This window comes from Micromonospora sp. NPDC051227, from assembly GCF_044455385.1.
Taxonomy (GTDB): domain Bacteria; phylum Actinomycetota; class Actinomycetes; order Mycobacteriales; family Micromonosporaceae; genus Micromonospora.
The window spans coordinates 338303-364829 of sequence record NZ_JBITET010000004.1 but is presented as its reverse complement, the minus strand read 5'-3'; the positions used below and the strand labels follow the sequence as shown (position 1 = coordinate 364829).

Below are 26527 nucleotides of genomic sequence, written 5' to 3'. Positions count from 1 at the left end.
GGTAGCGGGGCGGTTGTGACCGGCGCGATCCCTTCCTGCAACTGATCATGCTTCGGTGGCCGGTTCACCCGATCCGTGCTCCCGGTATCCGCCCGTCCGCGTCCGTCGTCCGGTTGGTCCGGGTGCTCATTCGGTGCGCAGGGCGACCACCGGGTCGAGACGGCCGGCGCGCTGCGCGGGAACCACCCCGAAGACGATGCCCACCACCGCCGAAACGCCGAAGGCGAGCGCCAACGACCACCAGGTGATCGCCGCCGGAATTGGCGACAGCGCGTCGACCAGGAGGGCGGTTCCCACGCCCAGCGCCATCCCGGTGAGCCCGCCGATCGTGGTGAGCAGCACCGCCTCCAGCAGGAACTGCACGCCGATGTCGCGGGGACGCGCGCCGACGGCCTTGCGCAGCCCGATCTCCCGGGTCCGCTCCCGGACGCTGACCAGCATGATGTTGGAGACGCCGACGCCGCCGACGAGCAGCGAGATGCCGGCGATGGCCGCCAGGACGCCGGTGAGAACACCGAGGATGTCGCCGAGCACGCCGAGGATCTGCTGCTGGGTGACCGCGCTGAACTCGGTGTCCGGGTGGCGGCGGTTCAGCTCGGCGACGATCCGTTCGCCCAGCTCGTCGATCCGCTCCCGGTCCGGTGCCTTCACCGCGATGCCGTCGACGCGCTGGGTGCCCCAGAGTCGTTGTGCGGCGGTCACCGGCACGTGCACCTCGTCGTCCCGGTCGACGCCGAGGCTTTGCCCGAGGGGCGCGAAGACACCGATCACCCGGAACCGCACCCCGGCCAGCGCCACCTGCTGACCGAGCGGGTCCCGGTCGGGGAAGAGCGCACGGGCGACCGAGTCACCGAGCACCGCGACCCGTCGGCTGGTGTCCACGTCGGTACCGGTGAGGTAGCGTCCCCGCGCCAGCGAGCGGGTGAACACCGCCGGGGTCGTCTCCAGGACGCCCTGCACTGTGGTGAAGTCCGAACGGGCGCCGGCCCGCGCGGTCGCCCCGGAGGCGACGGTGACCGCCACCCGATCAGGATCGCCGACCACCCGCGTGACGGCGTCCACGTCCTTTAGGGTCAGCGGCGAGACGACCGGCGCGTTGCCCACCTCGATCCGGCCGGGGACGACCAGCAGCAGGTTGGAGCCGAGGCCCTCGACCTGTTGCTCGACCTTCTGTTTGGTGCCGGTGCCGATGGCCACCAGCAGCACCACCGAGGCCACCCCGATGATCACCCCGAGCATGGTCAGCGCGCTGCGCAACCGGTTGGCCCGCAGGGCGTCCAACGCCACCCGCCACGCCTCGGCAACTCTCACGCCGTACCTCCGGGCCGCTCGACCTCGCGCGGAAGGCGCCCGGTGGCTCCGGCGGCGCCACCGGAGCCACCGGGCGGGTGCCCCGGACCGCTTCCGGACGCGGACCGGGGCTCCGCGCTGGGAGCGGGGACCAGTGTCGCAGGTCGACCGTGATCAACGGACGGCGGTCGATCATGAGCGGAGCGCGGGTCGGCGCTGTCCGCCACGACCACCCCGTCGCGCATGGTGATCCGGCGGTGAGCGCGGGCCGCCACCTCCTGGTCGTGGGTGACCATCACCAGCGCCACCCCCGACTCCGCGTTCAGTTGCTCCAACAGCTCCAGCACGGCGGCGCCGGTGACGCTGTCCAGGTTTCCGGTGGGTTCGTCGGCCAGCAGCACCGTCGGCTCGGTAACCAGCGCGCGGGCGATCGCCACCCGCTGCTGCTCACCGCCGGACATCTGGTTGGACCGGTGATCCAGCCGGTGCCCGAGGCCGACCCGGCCCAGCATCGCCGCCGCCCGCTCCCGCCGCTGCCGAGCCGACACCCCCCGATAGACCAGGGGCAACGCCACGTTCTCCACCGCCGAGGTACGCGGCAACAGGTGGAACGCCTGGAAGACGAACCCGATCGTCTCGTTGCGCAGGGTCGCCATCTCCGGTGGGGCGAGGGCGTTGACGTCCCGCCCGCCGATCACCAGGCGGCCGCCGGTGGGCCGGTCCAGCCCGCCGAGGAGGTGCATGAGGGTGGACTTGCCCGAGCCGGACGGGCCGACCAGGGCCACGTAGTCCCCAGGCTGCACGGTGAGCGACACCCCGCGCAGCGCCTCCACCGACACCCCGTCGAGCTGGTACGTCCGGGACACGTCCACCGCCTCGATGGCCGGAACCCGCTCCCCTGCCGGCCGATCCGCGACGGCGGGTTCGGTCACTGGACTTCCTGGCCGTCGCGGACCTGGTCGGCGCCGCGTACCACGATCCGGTCGCCGGGCTGCACGCCGTTGAGGATCTGCACGAGGTCGGACCCCTGGACGCCCACGGTCACCGGCGCCCGGCCCGCCTTGCCGTCACGGACCACCCAGACCGCGTCGCGGCCGTCGGCGGAGAACACCGCCGACGCGGGGACGGTCACCGCGTCGACGGCCTCGCGTACCCGCAGGTGCACGATCGCGTTCATGCCGGGGCGGGGCGTCGGGGCCGGCTCGTCCTCGGCCAGCTTGCCGACGCCCAGCGCGAGGCGGACCCGGTAGGTGACCCCGCCCTGCGCGGAGCTGGTGGGCAGCACGTCGACCGAGCGGACGGTGGCGTCGTAGCTGGCACCGGTGACGGCGTCCAACTCGACAGTGGCCGGCACACCGGCCTTGACCAGCAGCACGTCGGTCTCGTCCACCTCGGCGAGCAGACCCAACTGCCCGGTGTCCACCACGGTCAGCACCGGGGTGCCGGCAGCGACCTGACCACCGACCGCGACCGCGTCGTCCACGCCGGCCGGCGGCCCACCCTGGCTGGGGGCCAGCACGGACGGGTCGAGGCCGGCCGCCTGCCCGCCACCGGCCTGCTCCAACAGCCCGGCCAGACCGGCATTCGCGCCACCGCCGGCCCGGGTGCCGCCGGGCTGCACCACCCCGGCGATCGGGGCGCGCAGGGTCAGCGCGTCGACTGTCGCCTTCGCCAGGTCGTACGCCTGCTGGGCCTGGAGCCGCTGTGCCGCGGAGAGCGCGCCGACGGCGGAACTCAAGCCGTTGATCCCCCGCTGCACCGCGCGGACCGCCTGGTCGGCGCTGCGCGCGGCGGCCGCGTACTGGCGTTGCGCGGACGTCACCTGGGTGAGCAGCGCGTCGCGCAGTTGCGGGTCGGCGATCTTCTCGGCGGCCTTCCGGGCCGCGTCGAACGCCTCGTCGGCGGCCTTGTCGGTGCCACGCCGGCTGCTGGTCAGGCTGCCCGCTCCGACGCCTCGACCGGCCCGCTTCGCGGCTGTCAGCGCCTCCTTGGCCTGACGGAGACGCTGTTGCGCGCTCGGTGAGTCGACCACCGCCAGCACCTGACCGCGCTTGACCCGCTGTCCAGGTTGAACGCGCAGGCTGGACAGGGTGCCGTCGGCGGGAGCGGTGAGGGTGGCGGCGGCGCGGGCGGTCACCGTGGCGGGTGCGTCGATCACCTCGGTGACCGGGTTGCGGGCGGCCGATGCCAGCGTGAGATCGGGGCCTTCGTCGCCGCAGGAGGCGGCGGTGGTGGCGGTGAGGACGATGACGGCGGTCAGGGCGATGAGCAGGCGGGGCCGCATGGTGCTGGCGGGCCGTGACGACTGAGGACGGCGCACCCATCGATGGTACGGCGCACCGCCGCACCGCCTCCGAGCTGCGTCAGGCGGCGGTGGCGCGGACGTACGCCACGCACTCGTCGTGCAGCGTCGACCACTGCTCACCGAACGCCTTCTCGGAGGCCGCGTCGATGGTCCTGCCATCGTGCACCACGGTCTTGAAGAAGGTGAGCAGCCGCAGCGGCCCGTACCGGTCGACGAGGTGCCGGACGGCCAGGTAGCCGATGCCGTAGCTGGCGGCTACCCGTTCGGCGGAGGCGTCGTCGGCGGGGTTGACGCCCTCCAACTTGCCGTCCCAGCCGCCCCGGACCATCTTGCGCACGTCGGCGATCCCCTCGTACCGGTCGACCGCCTGGCCGCCGGCACCGGCGAACTCGGCCAGGCCCTCAACCAACCACCAGGTGAGCTCGCCCGGGTAGCCGCGCTCCGGCAATGACGCCGCGTGGGTCAGCTCGTGCCGGAGCAGGTCGTCGGTGCCGCTGTTGGAAAGCCCTTCGGCGTTGAGCACCACCTCGTGGTGACCGCCGCCCACTGTGACCGCGTAACCGCCGGTCCATTCTGGGCGCTCCCCGCCGTACCAACGCTGCCACTCGGTGCGCCCGGCGTAGAAGATCCGGTATCGGTCCGGCGGTGAGCCGGTCACCGCGTACCCGTCGGCGACCTTCGCCGCCGCCTCGGCCTGCACGAGCAGGCCGGGCAGCTTGCCGCGCAGCGCCGGGGTGGTGGCGACGATGGTCCGCGCGCCGATGGCGACCGCCAGGTCGCTGATCTCCCACGGTCGGGTGCCGGTCTCCACCGACTTGGATTCCTCCATGGCGACCATCCGGGGCTGGTCGCCGTTCTCCCGCCACCGGGTGCCGATCAGCACCGGGCTGGGCCGGCAGTTCGGAGTGACGAAGCAGTACTGGAAGCGCACCAACAGCCGCCACTCGCCGGGCTTGCCGATGATCGGCACGGGCAGGCCACTCGGCTCGGCGCGCCAGCCGGTCACCTTGAGCTCGCGTAGCGCGGCGAAGCGTCGGCGCAGGTCGTTGTGGGCTGCGGGATCGGCGACGGCGAGGAAACCGGCGCGGTCGCCGCCGAGGAGTGCCGCGGACTGCCGGTGGAGCTGTGCGGTGATCCGGTCGGACAGCCCGCGGGCCACGACGGTGGCCGGGTCGTCGGCCGCCGAGGAGCCGACCCGGCTGACGGTGGGGCGCGCGCCTGTCTCCCGGATCACTCCGACGACGAGCGCCGCCGGCAGGCCGCAGCCCAGCAGCAGGAGGACCACCACGAGCACCGTCCACAGCGGCCAGAGCCGCCGTGGTGCTGGCTGCTGCACCTCGTCAGTCACCCGCCGAAGGGTACGACCACTACCTGGATGCGGCGAGGCCGCCCCGGGCGGATTGGCCCGGCCGCTCGCTCACCCGCCTGTGCGCGGCCAGGAGCGGAACGAGATGTCCATGCTCGCGACCAACTGGTGGTACGAGCGGTCGATATCGCGGGGCAGACCGAAGCCGCCCGCGGCCTCCAGGGTCACGAAGCCGTGCAGGGCGCTGCGCAGCGCACGGGTCGCGTCGACCGCGTCGTCACCGGTGAGCCCGTACCCGCGCAGCACAGCGAAGATGGCACCGACGGCGCGTTCGCCGGCCTCGACGTGTTCCGGGTCGGCCGGGTCGGGCACCCGCTGCGTCGCCGGGTAGCGGCCGGGGTGCCGGAGGGCGTAGCCACGGTAGGCGTCCGCCATGGCCCGCAGGGCGTCGCCACCGGAGCGGCCGACGGCGGCGGTGGTCATCTCGGTGGCCAGCTCGGCGGTGGCCAGGGCTGCCAGTTTCTGGGCCAACGCGTCCGCCCCCCGCACGTGCTTGTAGAGGCTGGGCAGCGCCACCCCGAGCCGGCTGGCGAGCGCGGCGAGGGTGAGCTGCTGGAAGCCGACCTCGTCGGCCAGCCGGGCCGCCTCCCGTACGACGGTCTGTTGGTTGAGGCCGGCCCTAGGCACCGGCGCACACCGCCAGGAAGCCGAGCAGTTCCTCGGCGGTGCGTTGCGGCCGGTCGGCGTGCGGGTAGTGGCCGGACTCCTCGATCATCCGGGCCTCGGCGGTGCCGAAGAGCCGCCGGGCGGCCCGTGCCTCGGCTCCCGGATCGGGGAAGTCCGGGTCCTTGGTCCCCATCAGCACCAGCACCGGTTGCCGCACCTGCGGGGCACGGGCGGTCCAGTGCGGCTCGGCCGGTGCGACCACGCCGCGCGTCGCGGCCATCCGGCCGGGCTCGCGCAGGTTGGCCACCATCGAACGGCGGTACGCGGCGTCGTCGGCGGGTCGGTGCACCGGGAACAGGGTGTTGTGGAACATCCCGAACAGTCGAGGGCTGTGCAGCACTGACCACGTCGCCATCCGCAGCAGCGGGTTGAGCTTCGGCTGACCGACGAACGCGCCGATCTGCACGATGCCGGTGACCAGCTCGGGCGCGTCGGTGGCGGCGAAGACCACCGCCGCAGCGGCGGACGAACTGCCGACCAGCACGGCCGGACCGGCGTCGAGGTCACGGACCACGGCCAGCAGATCCGCGCCGACCTCCGCCGGGGCGTACGTGGGCCAGCCGGCGCTGGACTCGCCGTGGCCCCGGACGTCGATCGAGGCGACCCGGTGACCGGCTGCCACCAGTAGCGGCACGAGGTGCCGGAAGCTCGCCCTGTTCTCCCCCATGCCGTGCGCGAGGACCACCAACGGCCCCTCGCCCCGCACCTCGTACGCGATGTGTCCGCCGTCCCGCCACACCTGGCTAGTTGTCATAGCTTTAAAGCTAAGCTACTTAGCCAACGGTGGCAAGTCGGATAACCGAAACGGGCCGGCGGTGACCCGAGGGGTCACCGCCGGCCCGTCGGCCGAACCGGAGGAACTACTTCTTGGAGATCAGGGCACGGCCGAAGAAGACCAGGTTGGCGGGGCGCTCGGCGAGCCGGCGCATCAGGTAGCCGTACCACTCGTCGCCGTACGGGACGTAGGTGCGCACGGTGTAGCCCTCGCCGGCCAACCGGGCCTGCTCCTCGGGGCGGATGCCGTAGAGCATCTGGAACTCGAAGCGCTCGGGACCCCGGTCGAACCACCGGGCCCGGTCCTCACCGATGGCGATCATCCGCGGGTCGTGGGTGGCCAGCATCGGGTAACCGTCGCCGGACATCAGGATGTTCATGCAGCGCACGTACGACTTGTCCACCTCACGGGCCGACTGGTACGCCACCGACTCCGGCTCCTTGTAGGCGCCCTTGCACAGCCGCACCCGCGACCCGGCCGAGGAGAGCTCCCGGCAGTCCGACTCGGTCCGCCGCAGGTACGCCTGGAGCACCGCGCCGGTCGACGGGAAGTCCTTGCGCAGCCGGCTCAGCACCTCCAACGTCGAGTCGGTGGTGGTGTGGTCCTCCATGTCCAGGGTGACAGTGGTGCCCGCCGCGTCGGCCGCCGCGCAGATCGCCCGCGCGTTGTCGTACGCCAACTGCTCGTCGAACATCTGGCCGAGGGCGGAGAGCTTCACGCTCACCTCGGCGGCCGGGGTGAGCCCAGCGACGCCGAGCATCTTCAGCAGTTTCAGGTATTCGTCCCGGGTGGCGGTGGCCTGCTCGGGGCGGACGGTGTCCTCACCGAGGTGGTCGAGGGTGACCGCGAGGCCGTCGTCGACGAGCCCGCGGGTCGCGCGCAACGCGTCGTCGGTGGCGGCGCCGGCGACGAACCGGCGGACGACGTCCCGGGTGTACGGGGCAGTCGCGACGAGCCGCTCGACCTGGGATGACCGGGAGGCGGCGAGGATGACGGAACGGAGCATGAGCCGAGCGTAACGCCCCTGCCAGGGGCCCCGCCGAGGGGCGGCCGGGCCACCTCGGCCCGGGGGCGGGGCGGCGGCGGTGGCGTCGATCGGCTACAACGATGCCGTGGACCAACGCCCCCGCCGCCGACTCCGCTCGGCCTCCGTGCAGCTCGGCGCGCTCACCGCTCTCGCGCTCGCCCTCTCCGGCTGCAACATGACCTCGGACGACGACGATGACGACGACTGCGCCCTCGGGCCGGTCGGCGGCGGCGACACCGTCGCGCTGGCGATGCGGGTCACCGACCCGGCCGCCGGTCGCACCGCCCCGGAGCCGACCACCGCCGCCCTGCCCGAACGCGGTGGATTCGGCACCCACCTCGCCGCCTGCGGCGGCTGACGTGCGCCGCGAGACGGTCACGCCGCGCCCCGACTGGGACGCCACCATCCGGTCGCAGGGGCTGGTCTACGTCGACACCGAACTGCCCGACGGCGGGATCATGTCGTACTGGGACGAGACCGCCGCGTACGCCTTCGACCTGGACGAGGTGCTGCGGCTGGAGGAGGCCACCGAGGAGCTGCACCGGATGTCGGTGGCCGCCGCCGAGCACGTGGTGGCGCAGCGCCGGTACGCCGAGTTCGGCATCCCGGAGTGGGCGGCCGAGGCGGTGGCCCGGTCGCTGCGGGAGGCGCCACCGACCCTGTACGGGCGGTTCGACCTCGCCTACGACGGCACCTGGCCTCCGAAGATGTTGGAGTACAACGCGGACACCCCCACCGCGTTGGTCGAGGCGAGCATCATCCAGTGGTACTGGCTGGAGCAGACCCGGCCGGAGCTGGACCAGTGGAACAGCCTGCACGAGCGGCTGGTCGGCGCCTGGGCCAAGATCGGGGCGGGGCTGCACGACCCCCGGGTGCACGTGCTCTGGTCGAACGAGGAGGAGTCCGGCGAGGACCACATGACCGCCGGCTACCTCGCCGAGACCGCCCGGCAGGCCGGCCTGAGCGTCGAGCTCCAACCCATCCAGGAGATCGGCTGGGACGGCCGACGCTTCGTCGACGCCGACGACAACCCGGTAACCACCTGCTTCAAGCTCTACCCGTGGGAATGGATGCTGGCCGAGCCGTACGGGCCGGCGGCCCTGGCCCCGGGCACCCCGACCACCTGGATCGAGCCGGCCTGGAAGCTGCTGCTCTCCAACAAGGCGCTGCTGGCGGTCCTCTGGGAGCTGTACCCCGGCCACGAGTACCTGCTCCCGGCGTACCTCGACTCGCCGCGCGGCATGCGGGAGTACGTCGCCAAGCCACTACTCGGCCGCGAGGGCGGATCGGTACGCATCGTCACCGCCGAGGAGGAGATCACCAACCCGGGGATCTACGGCGACGAGGGCTGGTGCTACCAGGAGTTCCGGGCGTTGCCGCAGTTCGCCGGCAACCGGATGGTGCTGGGCAGCTGGATCGTCGACGGCGAATCGGCCGGTGTGGGCGTGCGGGAGAGCGCGAGTCTGATCACCGACGGCTACGCGCGGTTCCTGCCGCACTACATCGACGCGCCGCGCACCCGCTGAGTCGTCTACCGTTGGGGCGTGAACTTCGACGCGTACGCCCGGACCGGCGTTGACCTGGTCAACGCCCGCCTGGACGACCTCGACGACCTGCGGGCCCTCTTCCCCGACGAAAACGCCTGGATGCGCGACGAGGTCGCGGACCGGGACGTGGCAATTTTCCGCCGGGCGCAGAAACGGTTGCGCGACGTCTTCGAGTACGGCACCTCGGGGCGGGACGCCCAGGCGGTCACCGAGCTGAACGCGCTGCTCGAGGCGTTCCCGGTGCAGCCGCGCATCTCCGGGCACGACTCCAGTGACTGGCACATGCACGTGACCAGTCGGGGCGCATCGGTCAGCGCCGAATATCTGGCTGGCGCGGTCTGGGGGCTGTCGGTCTGGCTCTGCGAGTACGGCAGCGCCCGGTTCGGGGTCTGCGCCGACGAGCGGTGCGGCAACGTCTACCTGGACACGTCGTCCAACTGCTGCCGGCGGTTCTGCTCGGAGCGCTGCGCCACCCGCTCGCACGTCGCCGCGCACCGGGCCCGCAAGCGGGCGGCGGTCGGCGAGCAGGTCACTGTCGCTCCGCAGCCGACCTCCGCCGCCGATTCCCTCTCACCGGTCAGCTGACACCGCCGCCGCCCGATCTCGGGCAGACGGGTCAGGCGTCGACCGGTGACGACGCGGTCAGGTGCTGGCGGGCAAACTCCAGCGCGGCGCGCAGGTCCGCCTCGCGCACCGCGCGGCTCTTCGCGCCCCGGGTGGCGACCTCCACCGCCACCGCCCCGGTGAAACCCCGGCCGGCCAGCGAGGAGAGCAGCTCCCCGCAGGGCTGGGTGCCGCGCCCGGGCACCAGGTGCTCGTCGCGGCCCTCGCCGGTGCCGTCGCCGAGGTGTACGTGCGCCAGCCCGGCGCCCATCCGGTCGGCCATCTCCAGGGGGTCGCTGTGCGAGGCCGCGCAGTGCGACAGATCCAGGGTGTACGACGGGTAGCCGGCGTCGGTCGGGTCCCAACCGGGCACATACGGGACGAACTGCCGGCCCGCCATCCGCACCGGGTACATGTTCTCCACCGCGAAGCGCAGCCCGGTGAACCGGTCCGCGACGGTGGCCAGACCCTCGGCGAAGTTGCGTGCGTAGTCGCGCTGCCAGGTGAACGGTGGGTGCACCACGACGGTCGGCGCGCCCAGCGTCTCGGCCAGCTCGGCGGCCTTGCGCAGGCGCTCCCACGGGTCCGGGCTCCACACCCGCTGGGTGACCAGCAGGCAGGGCGCGTGCACCGAGAGCACCGGCACGTCGTAGTGCGTGGAGAGGCCGCGCAGAGCGCCCGCGTCCTGGCTGACCACGTCGGTCCAGACCATCACCTCGACGCCGTCGTAGCCGAGCGCCGCGGCCAGTTGGAACGCCGCAGCGGTCGGCTCGGGAAAGACCGACGAGCTGGACAGGAGCACGGGAACGCGGGAAGTCACATCAGCCAGCGTAGCCCGGCAGCGCCGGGGGCATCGTGACGAGCGCCGGCAAATCGACCGAAAACGGCCGCCGGATCAGATCGGCTCCAGTTGATCGAGGCGGCGGAGGATGACTCCCTCCCGCAGTGCCCACGGGCAGATGTCCAGCGAGTCCAGATCCAGGCGGCGCATCACCGCCTCGGCGACCACGGCACCGGCCAGCAACTGGTGGGCCCGACCCGCGCTGACCCCCTCCAGCTCCATCAACTGCGCCGGTGGGATGTGCCGGATGAAACCGATGACCTGCCGCAAGCCGGCCCGGGTCAGGCTGCGTCGCACCCACAGCCCGGAACCGGACGGGGCCGCCCCGGCCAGTCGGGCCAGGGTCCGGAACGTCTTCGAGGTGGCCACCGCCCGACCCCAGCCCACCTCCGTCATCTGGTCGACGACCTTGTCCAGCCGGCCGTCCACGTACTCCCGGAGCTTGTCGACGGCCTCCGCCGACGGCGGGGCCGCACTGGCCGGATCGACCCGCAGCCGCTCGCGGCTCAGCCGGCCGGCCCCGAGTGGCAGGGAGACAGCGACGTCCGGGTCCTCGTCGATGCCGGCGGCGATCTCCAACGAGCCGCCACCGATGTCCAGCACCAGCAGCCGGCCGGCCGACCAGCCGAACCACCGCCGTACCGCCAGGAACGTCATCCGCGCCTCGTCCGCCCCGGAGAGCACCGCCAGGCGTACGCCGGTCTCGTCCCGGACCCGGGCCAGCACCTCGGCCGCGTTGGTGGCGTCGCGCACCGCGGACGTGGCGAAAGCGATGAGGTCGTCGGCCGCCAACCCGGTGGCCGCCGCCTTGGCCATGCCCACCGCCTTGACCAGGCCATCCGCGCCCACCTCGGTCAGCGCGCCGTCGGGGCCGATCTGCTCGGCCAGCCGCAGCACCACCTTCTCGGAGTGCGCCGGCCACGGGTGCGCGCCGTGGTGCGCGTCCACCACAAGGAGATGCACCGTGTTGGATCCGACGTCGAGGACACCCAGTCGCATGGTGAAGACCCTAGGCGCAACACGTTTGCGCGGCTCACCGGCCTGCGGACGTGACCGCGCGTACGCTGGGCCGAGTGACGATGGAGCTCCGTGTGCTGGTGGACGACCCGGGTGACCCGCGCAGTCGCGAGGTGCCCCTGGACTTCCCTCGGGAGTGGATCGAGTTCACCGACCCGGCCGACGAGACGCACCTGATCCGGGCCGACCTGACCTGGTTGCTCTCCCGCTGGACCTGCATCTTCGGCAAGGGCTGCCACGGCATCATCGCCGGCCGGGCCGCCGACGGTTGCTGCTCGCACGGGGCGTTCTTCACCGACTCGGACGACGAGAAGCGGGTTCGCAACGCCGTCCGGCGACTCGCCCCGTCGACCTGGCAGCATTTCCGGCGCGGGTTCAAGAACTGGACCGACGAGGACACCATCGACGGCAAGAACCCGGCCCGCCGCACCGCCACCCAGGGCGCCGACGGTCCGTGCGTGTTCCTCAACGACGCCGACTTCGCTGGCGGCGGCGGTTGCGCCCTGCACGCCCAGGCGCTGCGCGACGGCGTGCACCCGTTGGAATACAAGCCGGACGTCTGTTGGCAGCTGCCGATCCGCCGAGATCAGGACTGGGTGAAGCGACCGGACAACAGCAAGGTGCTGGTCTCCACCCTGTCCGAGTTCGACCGGCGGGGTTGGGGAGCCGGTGGGCACGACCTGGACTGGTGGTGCACCTCCTCGACGGACGCGCACGTCGGCACCGAGCCGATGTACCTGTCGTACGGGCCGGAGCTGACCGCCCTGATCGGCGCTGCCGCGTACGAGCGGCTGGCCGAGCTGTGCGCGACCAGGACGAAGCAGGGCATGATCGCCCCGCACCCCGCCGACGAGATCTAGCCGCCTCTAGGCAACACCGAAGGGGGTCTGCGTCGAGCGCAGACCCCCTTCGGGTACGCCGATCACGGCTCGAACTTGTAGCCCAGACCCCGGACGGTCACGATGAAGCGCGGCGCGGACGGCTCCGGCTCGATCTTGGAGCGGAGCCGCTTGACGTGTACGTCCAGCGTCTTGGTGTCACCGACATAGTCGGCGCCCCAGACCCGGTCGATGAGCTGGCCGCGGGTGAGCACCCGACCCGCGTTGCGCAGCAGCAGCTCCAGCAGTTCGAATTCCTTCAGCGGCAGCTGTACGGCCCCGCCGTCGACGGTCACCACGTGCCGCTCGATGTCCATCCGCACCGGCCCGGCGGCCAGCGTCGGCGCACCCGCCTCGGTCACCTCCGGGCTCTGCCGGCGCAGCACCGCCCGGATCCGGGCGACCAGTTCCCGCGGCGAGTACGGCTTCGTGACGTAGTCGTCGGCGCCGATCTCCAGCCCGACCACCTTGTCGATCTCGCTGTCCCGGGCGGTGACCATGATGATCGGTACGGCGGAGCGCTGCCGCAGCTGTCGGCAGACCTCGGTCCCCGACATCTCGGGCAACATCAGGTCGAGCAGCACGATGTCGGCGCCGGTCCGGTCGAACTCGGTGAGGGCGTCGGTGCCGGTCGCGGCGACCGAAACCTCAAAGCCCTCCTTACGGAGCATGTACGACAAGGCGTCGGAGAACGACTCCTCGTCCTCGACCACGAGAACGCGGCTCAACGGGGGTTTCCTTTCCATTTGCTGTCAGACCTGCCGTAGCCCAGTCGGACCGGACTCGATCCCAACCGGCGGCAGTGTCGCCAGGAGGTCGTCCGGTGGACTGGCGGGCAGCCGGAGGGTGAACGTCGATCCACCACCAAGAGTGCTCGACACCTCGACCCGTCCGCCATGGTTGCTCGCAATGTGTTTCACGATCGCCAGACCGAGCCCGGTGCCGCCGGTGGCACGCGAGCGAGCCTGGTCGGCCCGGTAGAACCGCTCGAAGATCCGGTCGACGTCGGTGGGGGCGATACCGATGCCCTGGTCAGCGACGGCGACCTCGACGTGCTCGTCGTCGCCGCGGAGGGTCACCCGCACCGTGGTGTCCTCGCCCGAGTAGTTGATGGCGTTCTCCACCAGGTTCGCCACCGCCGTGGCGAGTTGGGAGTCGCTGCCGTACGCGGTGAGACCACGCGCCCCGTCCACTGTCACCGCGACACCCCGGGCGGAGGCCGTGGTGCGGGTCCGGTCGACCACCTCGGCGATCACCCAGTCCAGCGCGACCGGCTCCGGTGGCGGCTGCGGCTCAGCCCCCTGCAACCGGGTCAGCTCCAGCAACTCCTGCACCAGTCGACCCAGCCGGGTCGACTCGTGCTGGATCCGTTCGGCGAACCGGCGGGCGGCCACCAGGTCCTCGGAGAGGTCGGGTGCCGCGGCGTCGGCCGGCTCGGTCGCGTCCAGCAACGCCTCGGCGAGCAGTTGCAGGGCCCCGATCGGGGTCTTCAGCTCGTGGCTCACGTTGGCCACGAAGTCGCGTCGTACCCGGGTCAGCCGGTGCGACTCGGTCACGTCGACCGCCTCGACCGCGACGAAGCCGTTGCCGAGACCCATCGCCCGCAGGTGCACGCCGAGCGGGTTCTCCCCCGCGCTGTCGCGACCTCGGGGCAGGTCCAGCTCGATCTCGCGTCGCACGCCGGTGCGTCGCACCTGGCCGGCAAGGGTACGGATCAGCGGGTGCGCGGCGATTGAGCCGGGAGTGCTGCCGGTACGCAGCAGCCCCATCGCGCGGGCGGCCGGGTTGATCAGCACGGGGACGTCGTCGTCGTCCAGAACCACGACACCGGCCCGGAGTGAGTCGATCGTCCGGCGGCCGAGCCCGGCCTGCTGCTCGTCGGCTATCGCGGGCCTCCCCCTGCTCCAGCGGAAGCTGACGCTCCCCGTCGACGTGGAGTGACCGTCCCGCCTCGGCAGGAACCGGGGCAGCAGCAGGCCGGCGGCCATCCCGGCCACCAACGCCAGAGCCACCACGACCGCCACCGCCCACTCCACCCGGCGATCGTAGGGTCATTGTTAACCTGCCTACCACACAGAACGGGACGAACTACCCTCACTTACGGAAGTGTTCACCCCCACGTCTGGCGTCGTTCACCGTGGTTCATCCGGGATCCGTCCGCGCGCCCTACCGTTGGCGTCGCACCTGCTCAACCCCCTGCGCCGGCACCCGTCGGCGGCGACCGACCACAGGACGTGATGATGCGCGACGAGTTCCGGGCCGACCTCCAGATCGTCAGCCAACTGCTGGTGGACATGGCGGAGGGCGTCCGCGCCGCCATGCGCCAGGCCACCCGGGCCCTGCTCACCGCCGACCGGCAGGCCGCCGAGACGGTCATCGAGCGGGACGCCGAGATCGACGACCTCTACCGGCACGTCGAGGAGCGGGTCTGTGACCTGCTCGCCCGACAGGCGCCGGTCGCCTCCGACCTCCGGGCGATGATCACCGCGCTGCACGTGGCCGCTGATCTGGAGCGGATGGGCGACCTCGCCGAGCACGTGGCGAAGACCGCGCTGCGCCGGCACCCGTCCCCCGCCGTCCCGGCCGAGCTGCGGACGGTCTTCACCGAGATGTCCGAGATCGCCGACCGGATGGCCGTGAAGATCGGTTCGGTGCTGGCGAAGCCCGACGCCGACCTCGCCGGCGAACTGGACCGCGACGACGACGCCATGGACGAGCTGCACAAGAACCTGTTCGCCGTGCTGCTCGGCGACGACTGGCCGTACGGGGTGGAGACGGCGATCGACGCCACCCTGCTGGGCCGCTTCTACGAGCGCTTCGCCGACCACGCGGTCAACGCCGGCGAGCACGTGATCTACCTGATCACCGGGGAGAGCGCGCCCAGCAGTAACTGACCGGCACGGAAGGGGCCCCTCGCCATCGCTCTCCGCGATGACGAGGGGCCCCTTCCTGGTGGCTCAGCGCCCCTGGTTGGCCACCGCCGCGGCGGCTGCCTTCGCAGCGGTCGGGTCGAGGTAGGTGCCGCCCAGAGTGAGCGGGCGCAGCTGCGGATCGAGGTCGTAGCGCAGCGGGATGCCCGTCGGGATGTTCAGCTTCGCGATAGCCTCGTCGGAGATCTGGTCGAGGTGCTTGACGAGGGCGCGCAGCGAGTTGCCGTGCGCGGCCACCAGCACCGTCCGGCCGGCCAGGATGTCCGGCACGATCGAGTCGTACCAGTAGGGCAGCATCCGGTCGACGACGTCCTTGAGGCACTCGGTGCGGGGCATCAGCTCGGTCGGCAGCAGCGCGTAGCGCGGGTCACCCACCTGCGACCACTCGTCGTTGTCGTCGATGGGCGGCGGTGGCGTGTCGTACGACCGGCGCCAGAGCATGAACTGCTCCTCGCCGTACTCGTCGAGGGTCTGCTTCTTGTTCTTGCCCTGCAGGGCGCCGTAGTGGCGCTCGTTGAGCCGCCACGACCGGCGCACGGCGATCCAGTGCCGGTCGGCGGCGTTGAGCGCCAGCTCGGCGGTGCGGATCGCACGGCGCATCACGCTGGTGTGCACGACGTCCGGCAGGAGGCTGTGCTCGCGCATCAACTCGCCGCCGCGCCGCGCCTCGCCCTCGCCCTTCTCGGTCAGGTCGACGTCCACCCAGCCGGTGAAGAGGTTCTTGGCATTCCAGTCGCTCTCACCGTGTCGCAGCAGGACCAGCGTCCCGACGGTGGGCCCTTCGCTCGCAGTCATGCGGATCATCCTGCCTCAACCGCCCGACGGACACGCGGGCAGCCGTCGTGACGACCACCACGTGAAAAAGCTGATGACCAGCGGATCCGGCCGCCACTAGGGTTGTAAGGCACGCCAGTCACATCGGTCATTACTTGCAAGCGGGGCGCCATATGCGGACGATGCGGAGTTGGTTCCGGGACACCACCGGCGGCCTACCGACCACCTTCTGGTACCTGTGGTCGGGCACCCTGATCAACCGACTCGGCTCGTTCGTCCTCGTCTTCCTCGCCATCTACCTGACCCAGGAACGTGGCTTCTCGGCCTCGCAGGCCGGCCTGGTGATCGGCCTCTGGGGCGTCGGTGGCGCGTTCGGCACGACCGCCGGCGGCACCCTCGCGGACCGGTGGGGCCGCCGGCCGACGCTGCTCACCGCCCACGTGGGCGCGGCGGCCATGATGCTCGGGCTCGGGCTGGCCCGGGATCTCTGGGCGGTGGCGCTGGGCGCGCTGCTGCTCGGCATGTTCGCCGAGGCGGCCCGGCCCGCGTTCGGGGCGATGATAATCGACGTGGTGCCGGCGAAGGACCGGCTGCGCGCCTTCTCGCTCAACTACTGGGCGATCAACCTGGGCTTCGCCTGCGCCGCCGTCCTCGCCGGCCTCGCCGCCCAGGCCGACTACCTGCTGCTGTTCGTGGTCGACGCGGCCACCATGCTGATCACCGCGCTGATCATCTTCAGCAAGGTGCCGGAGACCCGACAGGCCCGCCCCGCCACCGCCGTCACGGCGGCAGCGGCTCCGCGCGGCGCGCTGCGTACGATCCTCACCGACCGGGTCTACCTCGGCTTCGTGGCACTCAACCTGTTCGCCGCGCTGGTGTTCCTCCAGCACATCTCGATGCTGCCGATCGCGATGGGCGACGACGGCCTGAGCCCGGCCACCTACGGCTCGGTGATCGCGCTCAACGGCATCCTCATCGTGGTCGGACAACTCTTCGTGCCCCGACTGATCCGGGGTCGGAGCCGCTCACACGTGCTCGCGCTGGCGTCCGTGGTGATGGGCGTGGGGTTCGGACTGACCGCGTTCGCCGGCACCCCCTGGTTCTACGGGCTGACCGTGCTGATCTGGACGGTCGGCGAGATGCTGAACTCGCCCTCCAACTCCACGCTGATCGCCGAGCTCTCCCCGGCCGAGCTGCGCGGTCGCTACCAGGGCGTGTTCTCCCTCTCGTGGCAGATCGCCGGGGCCAGCGCGCCGATCCTCGGTGGCCTGGTGCGCGAGCACGCCGGCAACGACACCCTCTGGTACGGCTGCGCCGCGCTCGGCCTCCTGACCGCGGTGGCCCACCTCGTGTCGGGCCCGGCCCGGGAACGGCGTGCGGCCGCGCTGCGCCGCTCCGGTGAGGCACTGGCACCGGCCACCGCGTCCCGTGCGCCACAGCCCGCCGAGGCGTAATGAGTGGCGCCGCCGTCTTGGAGTTCCTACTGTGCAGTTGAAACAGTTAACAACCTGAACTGTCGGGAGGTCGGGTGCACGCCCTGCGGCGCTGGTGGCACGACACCGCAGGCGGACTACCCGCCACCTTCTGGTACCTCTGGGCCGGCCTGCTGATCAACCGGGCCGGCGCGTTCGCCATGCTGTTCCTCTCGCTCTACCTCACCGACGTGCGCGGCGCGAGCGAAGGGCTGGCCGGCGCCGTGGTCGGCGCGTACGGGGCCGGCGGGGCGGCTGGCGTACTGCTCGGCGGGGTGCTCGCCGACCGGTGGGGACGCCGGGCGACCCTGCTCGCCGCGCACCTGGCCACTGTCGGCCTGATGGTGGCGCTCGCCTTCACCCGACCCCTGCTGCTGATCGCGGTGCTCTCCGCGCTGATCGGCGTGGTCCACTCGATGCCCAGCCCAGCGTTCGTGGCGGCGATCGTCGACGTGGTGCCCGCCGAACGCCGCTCCCGGGCGTTCAACCTTCAGTTCTGGGCGTTCAACCTGGGCATGGCGGTCGCCTCGCTGCTCGCCGGGGTCCTGGCCGAGGCCAGCTTCACCGCACTGTTCCTGGTCGACGCGGGTGCCACCCTGACCGCCGCAGCCGTGATCGCCTGGAAGGTGCCCGAAACCCTGCGGCTGGCCCGGCCAGCGGCCGACCCACCGCCCGCCACAGGCGCGGCACCGAAATCCGTCCGGACCCGCCGGCCGGGACTGCACACCGCGCTCACCGACCGCACCTTCCTGGTGTTCGTCGGGCTCACCTTCGTGCTGGCCGTGCTCACCATGCAGACGTCGACCATCATGCCGCTGGCCATGCGCGCGGACGGCCTGGGCCCATCGGCGTACGGGCTGGTGGTGGCGCTCGGCGGCGCGCTGATCGTGGTCGGGCAGTTGTTCGTGCCCCGGCTGATCGACCGGCACCGCAAGGACGTCGTGCTGGCCGCCTCCACGGCGCTGCTCGCGCTCGGTTTCGGGGCGCTCGCCATCGCCGACGAACTGGCCATCTACCTGGGTGCCGCAGTGGTCTGGACGGTCGGCTCGATGCTCGCCGCCCCGCCCAACGCGCAGATCAACGCGGACCTGGCGCCACCGCAGCTACGAGCGCGCTACCAGTCGGTCTTCTACCTGACGTTCCCAGCCGCGGCGTTCGTCGCGCCCACCCTCGGCGGGGTGAGCCTCCAGCACCTCGGCGACCGGCACTGGCTGATCGTGGGCGGGCTGGGTCTGCTGGCCGCGCTCGGGCACCTGCTCGCCGGACCACAGCGGGAGCGGCACGTCGCCGCGCTGCGCCGGGTTGTCGACCCGGAGCCGAAAACCCCCGCAGACCGCGTACCGGCCGGATAACCGACGCAAAGCGCCCACCACGTCCCTGAGGTCGTGGTGGGCGCCCGCCGGTGGGGCCGGCGGCGGCGGGCAACACTCACCCCCGTAAGCATCGCCCGCTCACGCCGCCGGTCCAAACAGGTGGGAACCGTCCCCCAACGGTTATTCCACCCGTCCCCTCGCGCCTCGTCTGGTGCGCGGATCTGATCGATCCGCCGCTCCCCCGAACGTTTCCAAACGTGGCGCGGTGCAATAAAGCTAGTTCGCCCGGATTCTGGATTCAACCCAGAACGGCTGTCTCGCCGGTCACAACTGGCGAGTATCCGCTGCTCCGGCCTCGTCCGTTGGCAACAGCCGGTTACCCGTCGGCCATTCCCGCAAACACCTCAGCCGTCTTCCCGATCGGGTGACTCGGTCCGGAAGAAGTTGCTCTGGCGGCCGTCCCGCAACTGTTCCTGATAAATCAGGTTCAGCCGCCGCAGGTCAAACGTGTAGAACCACTCATCCCAGGTGATCTCGCGAATCCGGCTGCTTTCCCGGTATCCGGGAATGTTGAAGGTCAACACACCCGCCCGGCCATCCCGCTCGGTGCCGGCGATGGTCGCCGGCTTGGCCCCGCGTTCCCGGGCCCACCGCTGGATCACCTCGTGGTTCGCCGTGATCAAACTCCGTCCCGGCCGCTCCGGCCGGTCCGTGATCGACGAGATCACCTGCGAACTGCGGACCGACCGCCCCGTACCCCGTCCGGTCCGGATCCCGCCGGCCGCCGTCCCGCCACCGGTCGACGGCGTCAACGTGCGCTTGGTCGCCGCGCTCTTGGCCGGTGCCGTCCGCTTGGCCGTCGTGCGCTTGGTCGCCGCGCTCTTGGCCGGCGTCGTGCGCTTCGCTGTCGTGCGTTTCGCCGCCGCGCTCTTGGCCGGTGCCGTGCGCTTCGCCGCCGGCCGGGCCGGCGCCTTCTTCGCCGGTGCCTTCCGCGCCGGCGCCGTACGCGCCGTCGCTGTCTTCCGGGCCGCCGCCGTCTTACGGGCGGCGGTGGTCCGGCTCGCGGCCGTGCTCTTGCGGGCGGCCGTCGACGTCGACGCTGTGGTCTTCTTCGCGGCGGTCGCCTTCTTCGCCGGCGCCCGCTTCGCCGCCGCCGTCGACTTCCGCCCGGCGGTCGCCTTCGTTGCGGCGGCCCGCTTCGCCGGCGCGCTCTTGTTCGCCGGCGCGGCCTTCGCGCGGCTCGACGCCGGCCTGGCCGCCGACTTCCTGGTGGCGGCGGCACGACCCGCCGACGCCCTGGTGCCGGCGGCCCGGCCCGACGGGCCGGTGCTGCTCCGACCCGCGCCGGCCCGCATCGAGCGCACCAGCTGTTTCACCAGGTCGGGCTTGCGCAGTGCGGAGATCCCGGAGACCCCGCGTTTACGCAGCTGCCCGCGGATGTCGTCCACCCGCATCCGGGAGATCTCCGACTCGGAAACTCCGGGCGTACCCGGCGTCTGGTTGCCGGCCTGTCGCTTCGTCCTGGTCGCAGTCGCGCCGCGACCTGAGCTGTTCCGCTGAGCCATGGGACGCTCCGCTCCTTGGCACTCCGTCATCGGCGCGCGGGGGTCCCTTGCCGCACCGCGCGGTGCGGCATACCCGTCAGGAGCACTCCGAACCACCATCAACGCGCCATGATCGTGCTGGATGCAGGAAGTAGTGGCATCGTCGCAACGGCGACACCACTACTTCCTGGTTCGAGCACGATCATGGGATGCGGCCGCGGGGCGCAGGTCGGGGGCGCAGCGCGCGGGACGCGGGGGGTCAGGTTGGGTCGGGGCCGGCGCCGGAGGGCTCGAAGAGGTGGGCGAAGGCGGCCAGGTTGGCGGTCGACTCGCCCCGCTTCACCCGCCACTCGTACTCGCGCCGGATCGAACTGCCGAAGCCGATCTCCAGCATCGTGTCGAACGACTCGTCGGCGTACGTGAGCACCGCGCCGAACAGTCGATCCAACTCGTCGGCGTCCACGCCGGCCGGGTTGACCCGACCGGTGAGGTACACGTCGCCGACCGCGTCGGTGGAGAAGGAGACGCCGTACATCCGGGCGTTGCGCTGCAACAGCCAGGCCCACAGCTCCTCGCGGCGCTCGTCCGGCTGGCGCATCACGAACGCCTCGATCCGCAGCGCGTGCTCGCCGACGATCAGGTTGCAGATCGTCTTGAGCTTGTGGGTGCCCGGCAGCGTCACCGCGTACGAGCCGGGGCCGGTCGACTCCCAGGCCAGGTCCCGCTCGGCGCAGACCGACTCGATCAGGGTCGCAAGATCGCTCTTCGGGCTCACCGGACCCACTCTACGACCGACCCGGCCCGCGCACCGGGTGACGACGGGCCCCGGTCACCAGGAGCAGGAGAGCGCCGGGTCGCACGCCAGGTCAGCGGCGAGCCGGGCGCGCTGCCCGGCGATCGCCTCGCCGTAGACCCCGAGCAGACCGGCGACGGTGCGGTCCCAGGAGAAGTGCCGGGCGTGCTGCTCGGCGCCTCGGGCCAGCACCGACCGCAGCGCCCGGTTCGGCAGCAGTCTGCCCATCGCACGGGCCCAGTCGACCGGGTCGTGCCCGTCGATCAGTACGCCACTGACCTGGTCCCGGACGGCGGTGACCAGCCCTCCGACGGCGGCGGCCAGCACCGGCGTACCGCAGGCCTGCGCCTCCAGGGCGACCAGCCCGAACGATTCGTTGTGCGACGGCACCGCGACGAGATCCGCCGCCCGGTACAGGGCCGGAAGGTCGTCCCCGGTGAGCGGCGGCAGGAACCGCACCCCGTCGCTGACCCCGAGCCTGGCGGCCAACTCGATCAGGGCGGTCGGCCGGTCCAGCCCACTGCCGCTGGGCCCGCCGCAGATCACCACAGTCACCTGGTCGGCCAGCGCCGGATCGCGCTCCCGCAGCGCGGCGATCGCGCGGATCAGCACGTCGGGGGCCTTGAGCGGCTGGATCCGACCGACGAAGGCAACCACGTACCCGTCGACTGGAAGCCCCAGCCGGCGACGGGCCTGGCGGGCGGCGGCGGACCTGTCACCCGGCGCGGGCCGGAAGCGGGCCAGGTCGACGCCCGGCTGCACCACTGACACCCGGGTCGGGTCGGCGTCGTACCGGTCGAGCAGGTCGCTGGCCTCGACCCGGGTGTTGGCGACCAGCCGGTCCGCCTCGGCGACGACCTGCTCCTCGCCGATGACCCGGGCCTTGGGCTCCGGCCGGTCACCGGCCGCGAGCTGGGCGTTCTTGACCTTCGCCAGGGTGTGCGCGGTGTGCACCAGCGGCACCCCCCAGCGTTCCTTGGCCAGCCAACCGACCTGGCCGGAGAGCCAGTAGTGGGAGTGGATCAGGTCGTAGTGCCCGGGCGGACGGGACGCCTCGGCGCGCAGCACCCCGGCGGTAAAGGCGCAGAGCTGACCGGGCAGCTCCTCCTTGGTGAGGCCCTCCAGGGGGCCGGAGGTGATGTGCCGGACCTGCACGCCGGGCGCCATCTCGACCACCGGGGGGAGGTCGCCGGAGGTGGCCCGGGTGAAGATCTCCACCTCCACGTTGGCCTCGGCGAGACGCCGGGCGACTTCGAGGATGTAGACGTTCATTCCGCCGGCATCACCCGTGCCGGGCTGGTGCAGGGGGGAGGTGTGCACCGACAGGGTGGCGATGCGGCGAGGCCGGGGCCACGGTCGGGCACCTCGCTGACGCCCGACACCGGCGTGCATTTCCGCCACATCCGCTCCTTCTTCACGGTTGATGCCGTCTCGCACGACCGGCGCTTCTCGGTCAACCTTTACGCCGGATGTCATCTTCCCCATCGGGCTTCGGAAATTCCCCGGCGCGGCCCCTCGGGGTGACGGACCTCATCACCGAACGCCGGCCGACGGCTGTCGTACGCCCGGTCGGGGCGGGTCGTACGCCCGCTGTGACAATGTCGGGATGACCTCAGTCGCCATCGTCACCGGAGCGTCCAGCGGGATCGGCGCGGCCACCGCCCGCCGGCTCGCCGCCGAGGGCTTCCACGTGCTCGCCGCCGCCCGCCGCGCCGAGCGGCTCACCGACCTGGTCGCCGAGATCACCGCCGCCGGCGGGCAGGCCACCGCCGTGACCTGCGACGTCACCTCGGACGAATCGGTGGCCCGGCTGGCCGAGGCCGCCGCCCAGGCACCCGGGCCGGTAACCCTGCTGGTCAACAACGCCGGCGGGGCGCGTGGGCTGGACCCGGTGGAGTCCGGCTCGGTCGCCGACTGGCAGTGGATGTACGACGTGAACGTGCTCGGCACCCTGCGGGTCACCCAGGCGCTGCTGCCGGCGCTGGAAGCCTCCGGCTCCGGCACCATCGTGGTGGTCTCCTCCACCGCCGGCCTGACCGTGTACGAGGGCGGGGGCGGCTACACCGCCGCGAAGCACGCGCAGACCGCCATCGCCGGCACGCTCCGCCTGGAGTTGTGTGGCCGGCCGCTGCGGGTCATCGAGATCGACCCGGGCATGGTGAAGACCGACGAGTTCGGGCTGGTCCGCTTCGAGGGCGACGCGGAGCGGGCCGCCGCCGTCTACGCCGGGGTGCCGGGGCCGTTGGTCGCCGAGGACGTCGCCGACTGCATCGCCTGGTGCGCCACCCGCCCCGAGCACGTCAACATCGACCGGCTGGTGGTCCGGCCCCGCGCACAGGCCGCCCAGCACAAGGTGCACCGGGTCTAGCGAGAAGTGAGCCGGGTTTTCAAGCCCCGCAGTCGCGAACGGAGATTGGCCCGGAGGTCGACATGAGCCCTGCGGCGCGGCGCCGGCCGGTCGGCGTGGTCACGCGCGGCACGACGAACCCGAACCGGCTCCGTCGGGTGGACAACTGGATCGTCGCCACCTGCGCCGACCGGCTGTTGGCGGCGGACGACCCCCTGGTGGTCGACCTCGGCTACGGCGCCACCCCGGTGACCGCTGTGGAGTTGCGTGCTCGGCTGGCGGCCGGGGTTCGTCGGGACGTACGGCTGGTCGGGTTGGAGATCGACGCGGCCCGGGTGGCGGCCGCGGCGCCGGCCGCCGACCCACCCCGGCTGACGTTCGCCCGGGGTGGGTTCGAGTTGGCCGGGCTCCGGCCGGTGCTGGTCCGCGCGTTCAACGTGCTGCGACAGTACGACGAGAGCGAGGTGGCCGAGGCGTGGCAGACGATGACCGCCGCGCTCGCCCCCGGCGGAGTGCTCGTCGAGGGCACCTGTGACGAGTTGGGGCGGCTCGCCAGTTGGCTGCTGATCGACGCCGACGGCCCCCGGACGCTGACCCTGGCCGCGAAGCTCACCACGCTGGGCAGCCCCGCCGAGCTGGCCGAACGGCTGCCCAAGGCGCTGATCCACCGCAACGTTCCCGGTGAGCCGGTGCACGCGCTGATCCGCGCCCTGGACGACGCCTGGCAGGCCGCCGCCCCGTACGCCACCTTCGGCCCCCGCCAACGCTGGCTGCACGCGGTGACCCGCCTCCGCGAAACCGGTTGGCCCGTCCTCGGCAACCCCACCCGCTGGCGTCAGGGCGAACTGACCCTTTCCTGGCCCCTCCCCTAACCCACCCCCCACCCCCCCCACGCCCCACGCCCCACCCCCCCACACGCCGATCTTGCACTTTCGGTTGGCGATTCGCCCGTTTATATCCCCTATGTCACCACCGAAACTGCAAGATCGCGGGGCGCGGGCGGGAGCGGGGCGGGGCGGGGCTGGGTGGCGGGGTGGTGGGGCGGGGGCGGGGGTGGGTCAGAGGGTGCAGTTGATGAGGACTGGTTCGGGGTGCAGGGTTACGCCGAAGCGGGCGTGGACCTGATCGCGGATGGTGCGGGCCAGGGTGAGCAGGTCGCTGGTGTGGGCGGTGCCGCTGCGGTTGGTCAGGGCCAGGGTGTGCTTGCTGGAGATGGCCACCCCACCCTCGCCGGGGTGGCCCTTGGCGAAGCCGGCCTTGTCGATCAGCCAGGCGGCGCTCACCTTGACCAGGCCGTCCGCCCCGGGCCAGGCGGGCGGGTCGCCCAGCTCGGCGGAGCGTTCCAGGAGCTGTTCGTACGTCGCGCGGTCGAGCACCGGGTTGGTGAAGAAGGAGCCGACCGAGCGAGTGTCCGGGTCGTTGGCGTCGAGCACCATCCCCTTGCCCGCCCGCAGCCGCAGCACCACCGCTCGGGCGTCGGCCAGCGGCACCTGATCGCCCACCTCGACACCGAGGGCTCGGGCCAGCTCCGCGTAGCGCACCGGCCCGGAGAGCGGAGACCTGGTGAGCCGGAAGTCGACCGAGAGCACCACCCAGCGGTCCACGTACTTGAAGATGCTGCCCCGGTAGGCGAAGCCGCAGTCGACGGCGGGGATGACCTGACGGGTGCCCTCGACCCGGTCGTACACCTCGACGCCGGTGATCGTCTCGGCGACCTCCTGGCCGTACGCGCCGACGTTCTGGATCGGGGTGGCACCGGTCGAGCCGGGGATGCCGGACAGGCATTCCAGCCCGGCCCAGCCGTTGGCGACCGTGGCGGCCACCAGGTCGTCCCACGGCTCGCCGGCGTCGACCCGTACGGTGACCGAGGTGGCGTCCTCGGCGATGACCCGCATGCCACGGGAGCGCACCAGCACGACGGTGCCGGGGAAGCCGGCGTCGCCGATCACCACGTTGCTGCCCCCGGCCAGGATCAGGACCGGCTCCGCCGCGGCGCGTACCGCCTGGACGAGTTCGTCGGCACTGCCGGCGGCCACGATCCGCTCGGCCGGCCCACCCGTTCGGAGGGTGGTGTAGCCGGCGAGTGGACCGGGGATGGCACGATCGGCGTCGGTTGTCGGCTGGGCGGAGGCGTCTGGCACGCCCTTCACCTTAGGCTGACAAGTAGCCGTGGCACCCACTGGTCGCCCGGCACCCCCGGGAGGATGGCGATGAGCAGACTGCAGGGCAGCAAGGATTTCTGGATCGGGGCGCTCCGGACGGAGGGTCCGGCTTTCGCGGCAGCGGTGGCCGAGGCGCCGCCGGAGACACCGGTGCTGTCCTGTCCGGGCTGGACGGTCAACGACGTCACACTGCACATGGCCGGCATCTACCACTGGGTGTCGTCGTTCGCCGGTTCCGGCCAGACCAGCCAACCGCCTCGGCGGGAGAAGCTCGAGGCCGACCCGGGCGTGGAGGCGCTCCAGCTGTGGCAGCAGGGTTACGACCGGGTGATGACCCTCTTCGACGGGCTCGACCCCGAGGCACCGGCGTGGAACTGGGCGCCGCAGCCGAAGAAGGCCGGTTTCTGGCCGCGTCGGATGGCGCACGAGACGGCTGTGCACCGCTGGGACGCCCAGCTCGCCATCGGGGCTGGTGATCCGGTGGAGGCGAAGCTCGCGGCTGACGGGGTGAGTGAGGTGCTGGACACCTGGCTGCCTGCGGGTCGGCGGCAGGTGCCGGGTGGCTGGCACGGAGTGGTGCAGCTCGGCGCGACCGATGCGGCCCAGGAGTGGTATCTGCGGTTGCGCGGCGAGGGCGTGGCGCTGCTCGACACCGCGACCATCTTCGACCACGACGATCACCACGCCCGCGCCCAGGTCAGTGGCACCGCGAGCGACCTGCTGCTGGCGCTCTGGGGTCGGGTGAGCTTCGAGACGCTGGACGTCGTCGGTGACCGCACCCTGTTGGACGGTCTGCGCACCGGCTGACCGACCCACACCACGAACGAGGGCGTCACCCCAGCGGGGGTGGCGCCCTCGACGGCGTTCGGGGGATCCA

At 72.0% G+C, this 26527-nt stretch carries 26 protein-coding genes; 10 read left to right on the top strand and 16 right to left on the bottom strand.

Annotation, left to right across the window (positions count from 1 at the left end; translation table 11 throughout):
- Positions 1–126 precede the first annotated feature (126 nt).
- The 7 genes from ACIA47_RS13175 to ACIA47_RS13145 form a co-directional block, all read right to left on the bottom strand.
- Entirely contained in the window at positions 127–1311 is a 1185-nt protein-coding gene (locus ACIA47_RS13175) for an ABC transporter permease (protein ID WP_091402733.1), read from the bottom strand.
- Positions 1308–2222, bottom strand: a complete 915-nt coding sequence (locus ACIA47_RS13170) for an ABC transporter ATP-binding protein (protein WP_396707803.1) — start codon at positions 2220–2222, stop codon at positions 1308–1310. Before ACIA47_RS13170 ends, ACIA47_RS13175 begins: the two co-directional genes overlap by 4 nt.
- Positions 2219–3574, bottom strand: a complete 1356-nt coding sequence (locus ACIA47_RS13165; protein WP_396708231.1) for an efflux RND transporter periplasmic adaptor subunit — start codon at positions 3572–3574, stop codon at positions 2219–2221. Before ACIA47_RS13165 ends, ACIA47_RS13170 begins: the two co-directional genes overlap by 4 nt.
- Positions 3575–3653: 79 nt before the next feature.
- A complete protein-coding gene (locus ACIA47_RS13160) occupies positions 3654–4943 on the bottom strand; it encodes a hypothetical protein (protein ID WP_396707801.1) in 1290 nt (429 codons plus the stop codon).
- A gap of 69 nt (positions 4944–5012) precedes the next feature.
- A complete protein-coding gene (locus tag ACIA47_RS13155; protein ID WP_396707799.1) occupies positions 5013–5588 on the bottom strand; it encodes a TetR/AcrR family transcriptional regulator in 576 nt (191 codons plus the stop codon).
- The gene (locus ACIA47_RS13150; RefSeq protein WP_396707797.1) at positions 5581–6381 is read right to left on the bottom strand and encodes an alpha/beta fold hydrolase; all 801 of its coding nucleotides are present in this window, start codon (positions 6379–6381) and stop codon (positions 5581–5583) included. Before ACIA47_RS13150 ends, ACIA47_RS13155 begins: the two co-directional genes overlap by 8 nt.
- Before the next feature lie 106 nt (positions 6382–6487).
- Positions 6488–7408, bottom strand: a complete 921-nt coding sequence (locus ACIA47_RS13145; RefSeq protein ID WP_124853676.1) for a proline dehydrogenase family protein — start codon at positions 7406–7408, stop codon at positions 6488–6490.
- Positions 7409–7514: 106 nt separating this feature from the next.
- Between ACIA47_RS13145 and ACIA47_RS13140 the strand changes: the two genes are divergently transcribed.
- Genes ACIA47_RS13140 through ACIA47_RS13130 form a run of 3 tightly spaced genes read left to right on the top strand, consistent with a single transcriptional unit; the run spans position 7515 to position 9561 of the window.
- Positions 7515–7787, top strand: coding sequence for a hypothetical protein (locus ACIA47_RS13140; RefSeq protein WP_225855034.1), 273 nt, complete (start codon positions 7515–7517; stop codon positions 7785–7787).
- Position 7788: 1 nt separating this feature from the next.
- A complete protein-coding gene (locus ACIA47_RS13135) occupies positions 7789–8955 on the top strand; it encodes a glutathionylspermidine synthase family protein (RefSeq protein WP_396707794.1) in 1167 nt (388 codons plus the stop codon).
- Between the two features lie 18 nt (positions 8956–8973).
- Positions 8974–9561, top strand: coding sequence for a CGNR zinc finger domain-containing protein (locus tag ACIA47_RS13130; RefSeq protein ID WP_091402753.1), 588 nt, complete (start codon positions 8974–8976; stop codon positions 9559–9561).
- A 31-nt stretch (positions 9562–9592) separates the two neighbouring features.
- Here ACIA47_RS13130 and ACIA47_RS13125 read toward each other — a convergent pair whose 3' ends face one another.
- Positions 9593–10399, bottom strand: a complete 807-nt coding sequence (locus tag ACIA47_RS13125) for a sugar phosphate isomerase/epimerase (protein WP_091402756.1) — start codon at positions 10397–10399, stop codon at positions 9593–9595.
- 75 nt (positions 10400–10474) lie between these two features.
- Positions 10475–11419, bottom strand: coding sequence for a Ppx/GppA phosphatase family protein (locus tag ACIA47_RS13120; protein WP_203120875.1), 945 nt, complete (start codon positions 11417–11419; stop codon positions 10475–10477).
- An 80-nt stretch (positions 11420–11499) separates the two neighbouring features.
- Here ACIA47_RS13120 and ACIA47_RS13115 point away from each other — a divergent pair, with 80 nt between their 5' ends.
- The gene (locus tag ACIA47_RS13115; protein WP_203120887.1) at positions 11500–12297 is read left to right on the top strand and encodes a hypothetical protein; all 798 of its coding nucleotides are present in this window, start codon (positions 11500–11502) and stop codon (positions 12295–12297) included.
- Between the two features lie 62 nt (positions 12298–12359).
- Here the strand turns inward: ACIA47_RS13115 and ACIA47_RS13110 are convergent, their stop codons facing one another.
- Entirely contained in the window at positions 12360–13043 is a 684-nt protein-coding gene (locus tag ACIA47_RS13110) for a response regulator transcription factor (RefSeq protein WP_203120874.1), read from the bottom strand.
- Between the two features lie 24 nt (positions 13044–13067).
- On the bottom strand, positions 13068–14351 hold the full coding sequence (locus tag ACIA47_RS13105) for a sensor histidine kinase (RefSeq protein ID WP_396707791.1): 1284 nt from the start codon (positions 14349–14351) through the stop codon (positions 13068–13070).
- Between the two features lie 204 nt (positions 14352–14555).
- Here ACIA47_RS13105 and phoU point away from each other — a divergent pair, with 204 nt between their 5' ends.
- Positions 14556–15209: a phosphate signaling complex protein PhoU gene (gene phoU / locus ACIA47_RS13100; protein ID WP_091403559.1), complete on the top strand. Its 654-nt coding sequence runs from the start codon at positions 14556–14558 to the stop codon at positions 15207–15209.
- A gap of 63 nt (positions 15210–15272) precedes the next feature.
- Here phoU and ACIA47_RS13095 read toward each other — a convergent pair whose 3' ends face one another.
- Complete coding sequence (locus ACIA47_RS13095; protein WP_091403562.1) at positions 15273–16040, bottom strand: phosphoglyceromutase; 768 nt, start codon at positions 16038–16040, stop codon at positions 15273–15275.
- A gap of 152 nt (positions 16041–16192) precedes the next feature.
- On the opposite strand from ACIA47_RS13095, the gene ACIA47_RS13090 reads away from it, so the two are divergent.
- A complete protein-coding gene (locus ACIA47_RS13090; RefSeq protein ID WP_396707788.1) occupies positions 16193–17473 on the top strand; it encodes an MDR family MFS transporter in 1281 nt (426 codons plus the stop codon).
- Positions 17474–17547: 74 nt separating this feature from the next.
- Positions 17548–18843 (top strand): MFS transporter, encoded by a 1296-nt coding sequence (locus tag ACIA47_RS13085; protein WP_396707786.1) that lies wholly within the window; start codon positions 17548–17550, stop codon positions 18841–18843.
- Positions 18844–19208: 365 nt separating this feature from the next.
- On the opposite strand, the gene ACIA47_RS13080 is transcribed toward ACIA47_RS13085, so the two are convergent.
- The 3 genes from ACIA47_RS13080 to mshA all read right to left on the bottom strand — a co-directional run bounded on the left by ACIA47_RS13080 (position 19209) and on the right by mshA (position 22626).
- Positions 19209–20258 (bottom strand): hypothetical protein, encoded by a 1050-nt coding sequence (locus ACIA47_RS13080; RefSeq protein ID WP_396708229.1) that lies wholly within the window; start codon positions 20256–20258, stop codon positions 19209–19211.
- Positions 20259–20607: 349 nt separating this feature from the next.
- Entirely contained in the window at positions 20608–21123 is a 516-nt protein-coding gene (locus ACIA47_RS13075) for a YbjN domain-containing protein (protein ID WP_112605262.1), read from the bottom strand.
- Positions 21124–21177: 54 nt separating this feature from the next.
- The gene (mshA, locus tag ACIA47_RS13070; protein ID WP_396707783.1) at positions 21178–22626 is read right to left on the bottom strand and encodes a D-inositol-3-phosphate glycosyltransferase; all 1449 of its coding nucleotides are present in this window, start codon (positions 22624–22626) and stop codon (positions 21178–21180) included.
- Positions 22627–22747: 121 nt separating this feature from the next.
- On the opposite strand from mshA, the gene ACIA47_RS13065 reads away from it, so the two are divergent.
- Positions 22748–23509 (top strand): SDR family oxidoreductase, encoded by a 762-nt coding sequence (locus ACIA47_RS13065; protein WP_091402775.1) that lies wholly within the window; start codon positions 22748–22750, stop codon positions 23507–23509.
- Positions 23510–23571: 62 nt separating this feature from the next.
- Positions 23572–24360, top strand: coding sequence for a class I SAM-dependent methyltransferase (locus ACIA47_RS13060; protein ID WP_396707781.1), 789 nt, complete (start codon positions 23572–23574; stop codon positions 24358–24360).
- A 186-nt stretch (positions 24361–24546) separates the two neighbouring features.
- On the opposite strand, the gene ACIA47_RS13055 is transcribed toward ACIA47_RS13060, so the two are convergent.
- Positions 24547–25629, bottom strand: coding sequence for a UDP-N-acetylmuramate dehydrogenase (locus ACIA47_RS13055; protein ID WP_396707779.1), 1083 nt, complete (start codon positions 25627–25629; stop codon positions 24547–24549).
- 69 nt (positions 25630–25698) lie between these two features.
- Between ACIA47_RS13055 and ACIA47_RS13050 the strand changes: the two genes are divergently transcribed.
- A complete protein-coding gene (locus ACIA47_RS13050) occupies positions 25699–26457 on the top strand; it encodes a maleylpyruvate isomerase family mycothiol-dependent enzyme (protein ID WP_396707777.1) in 759 nt (252 codons plus the stop codon).
- Positions 26458–26527 lie beyond the last annotated feature (70 nt).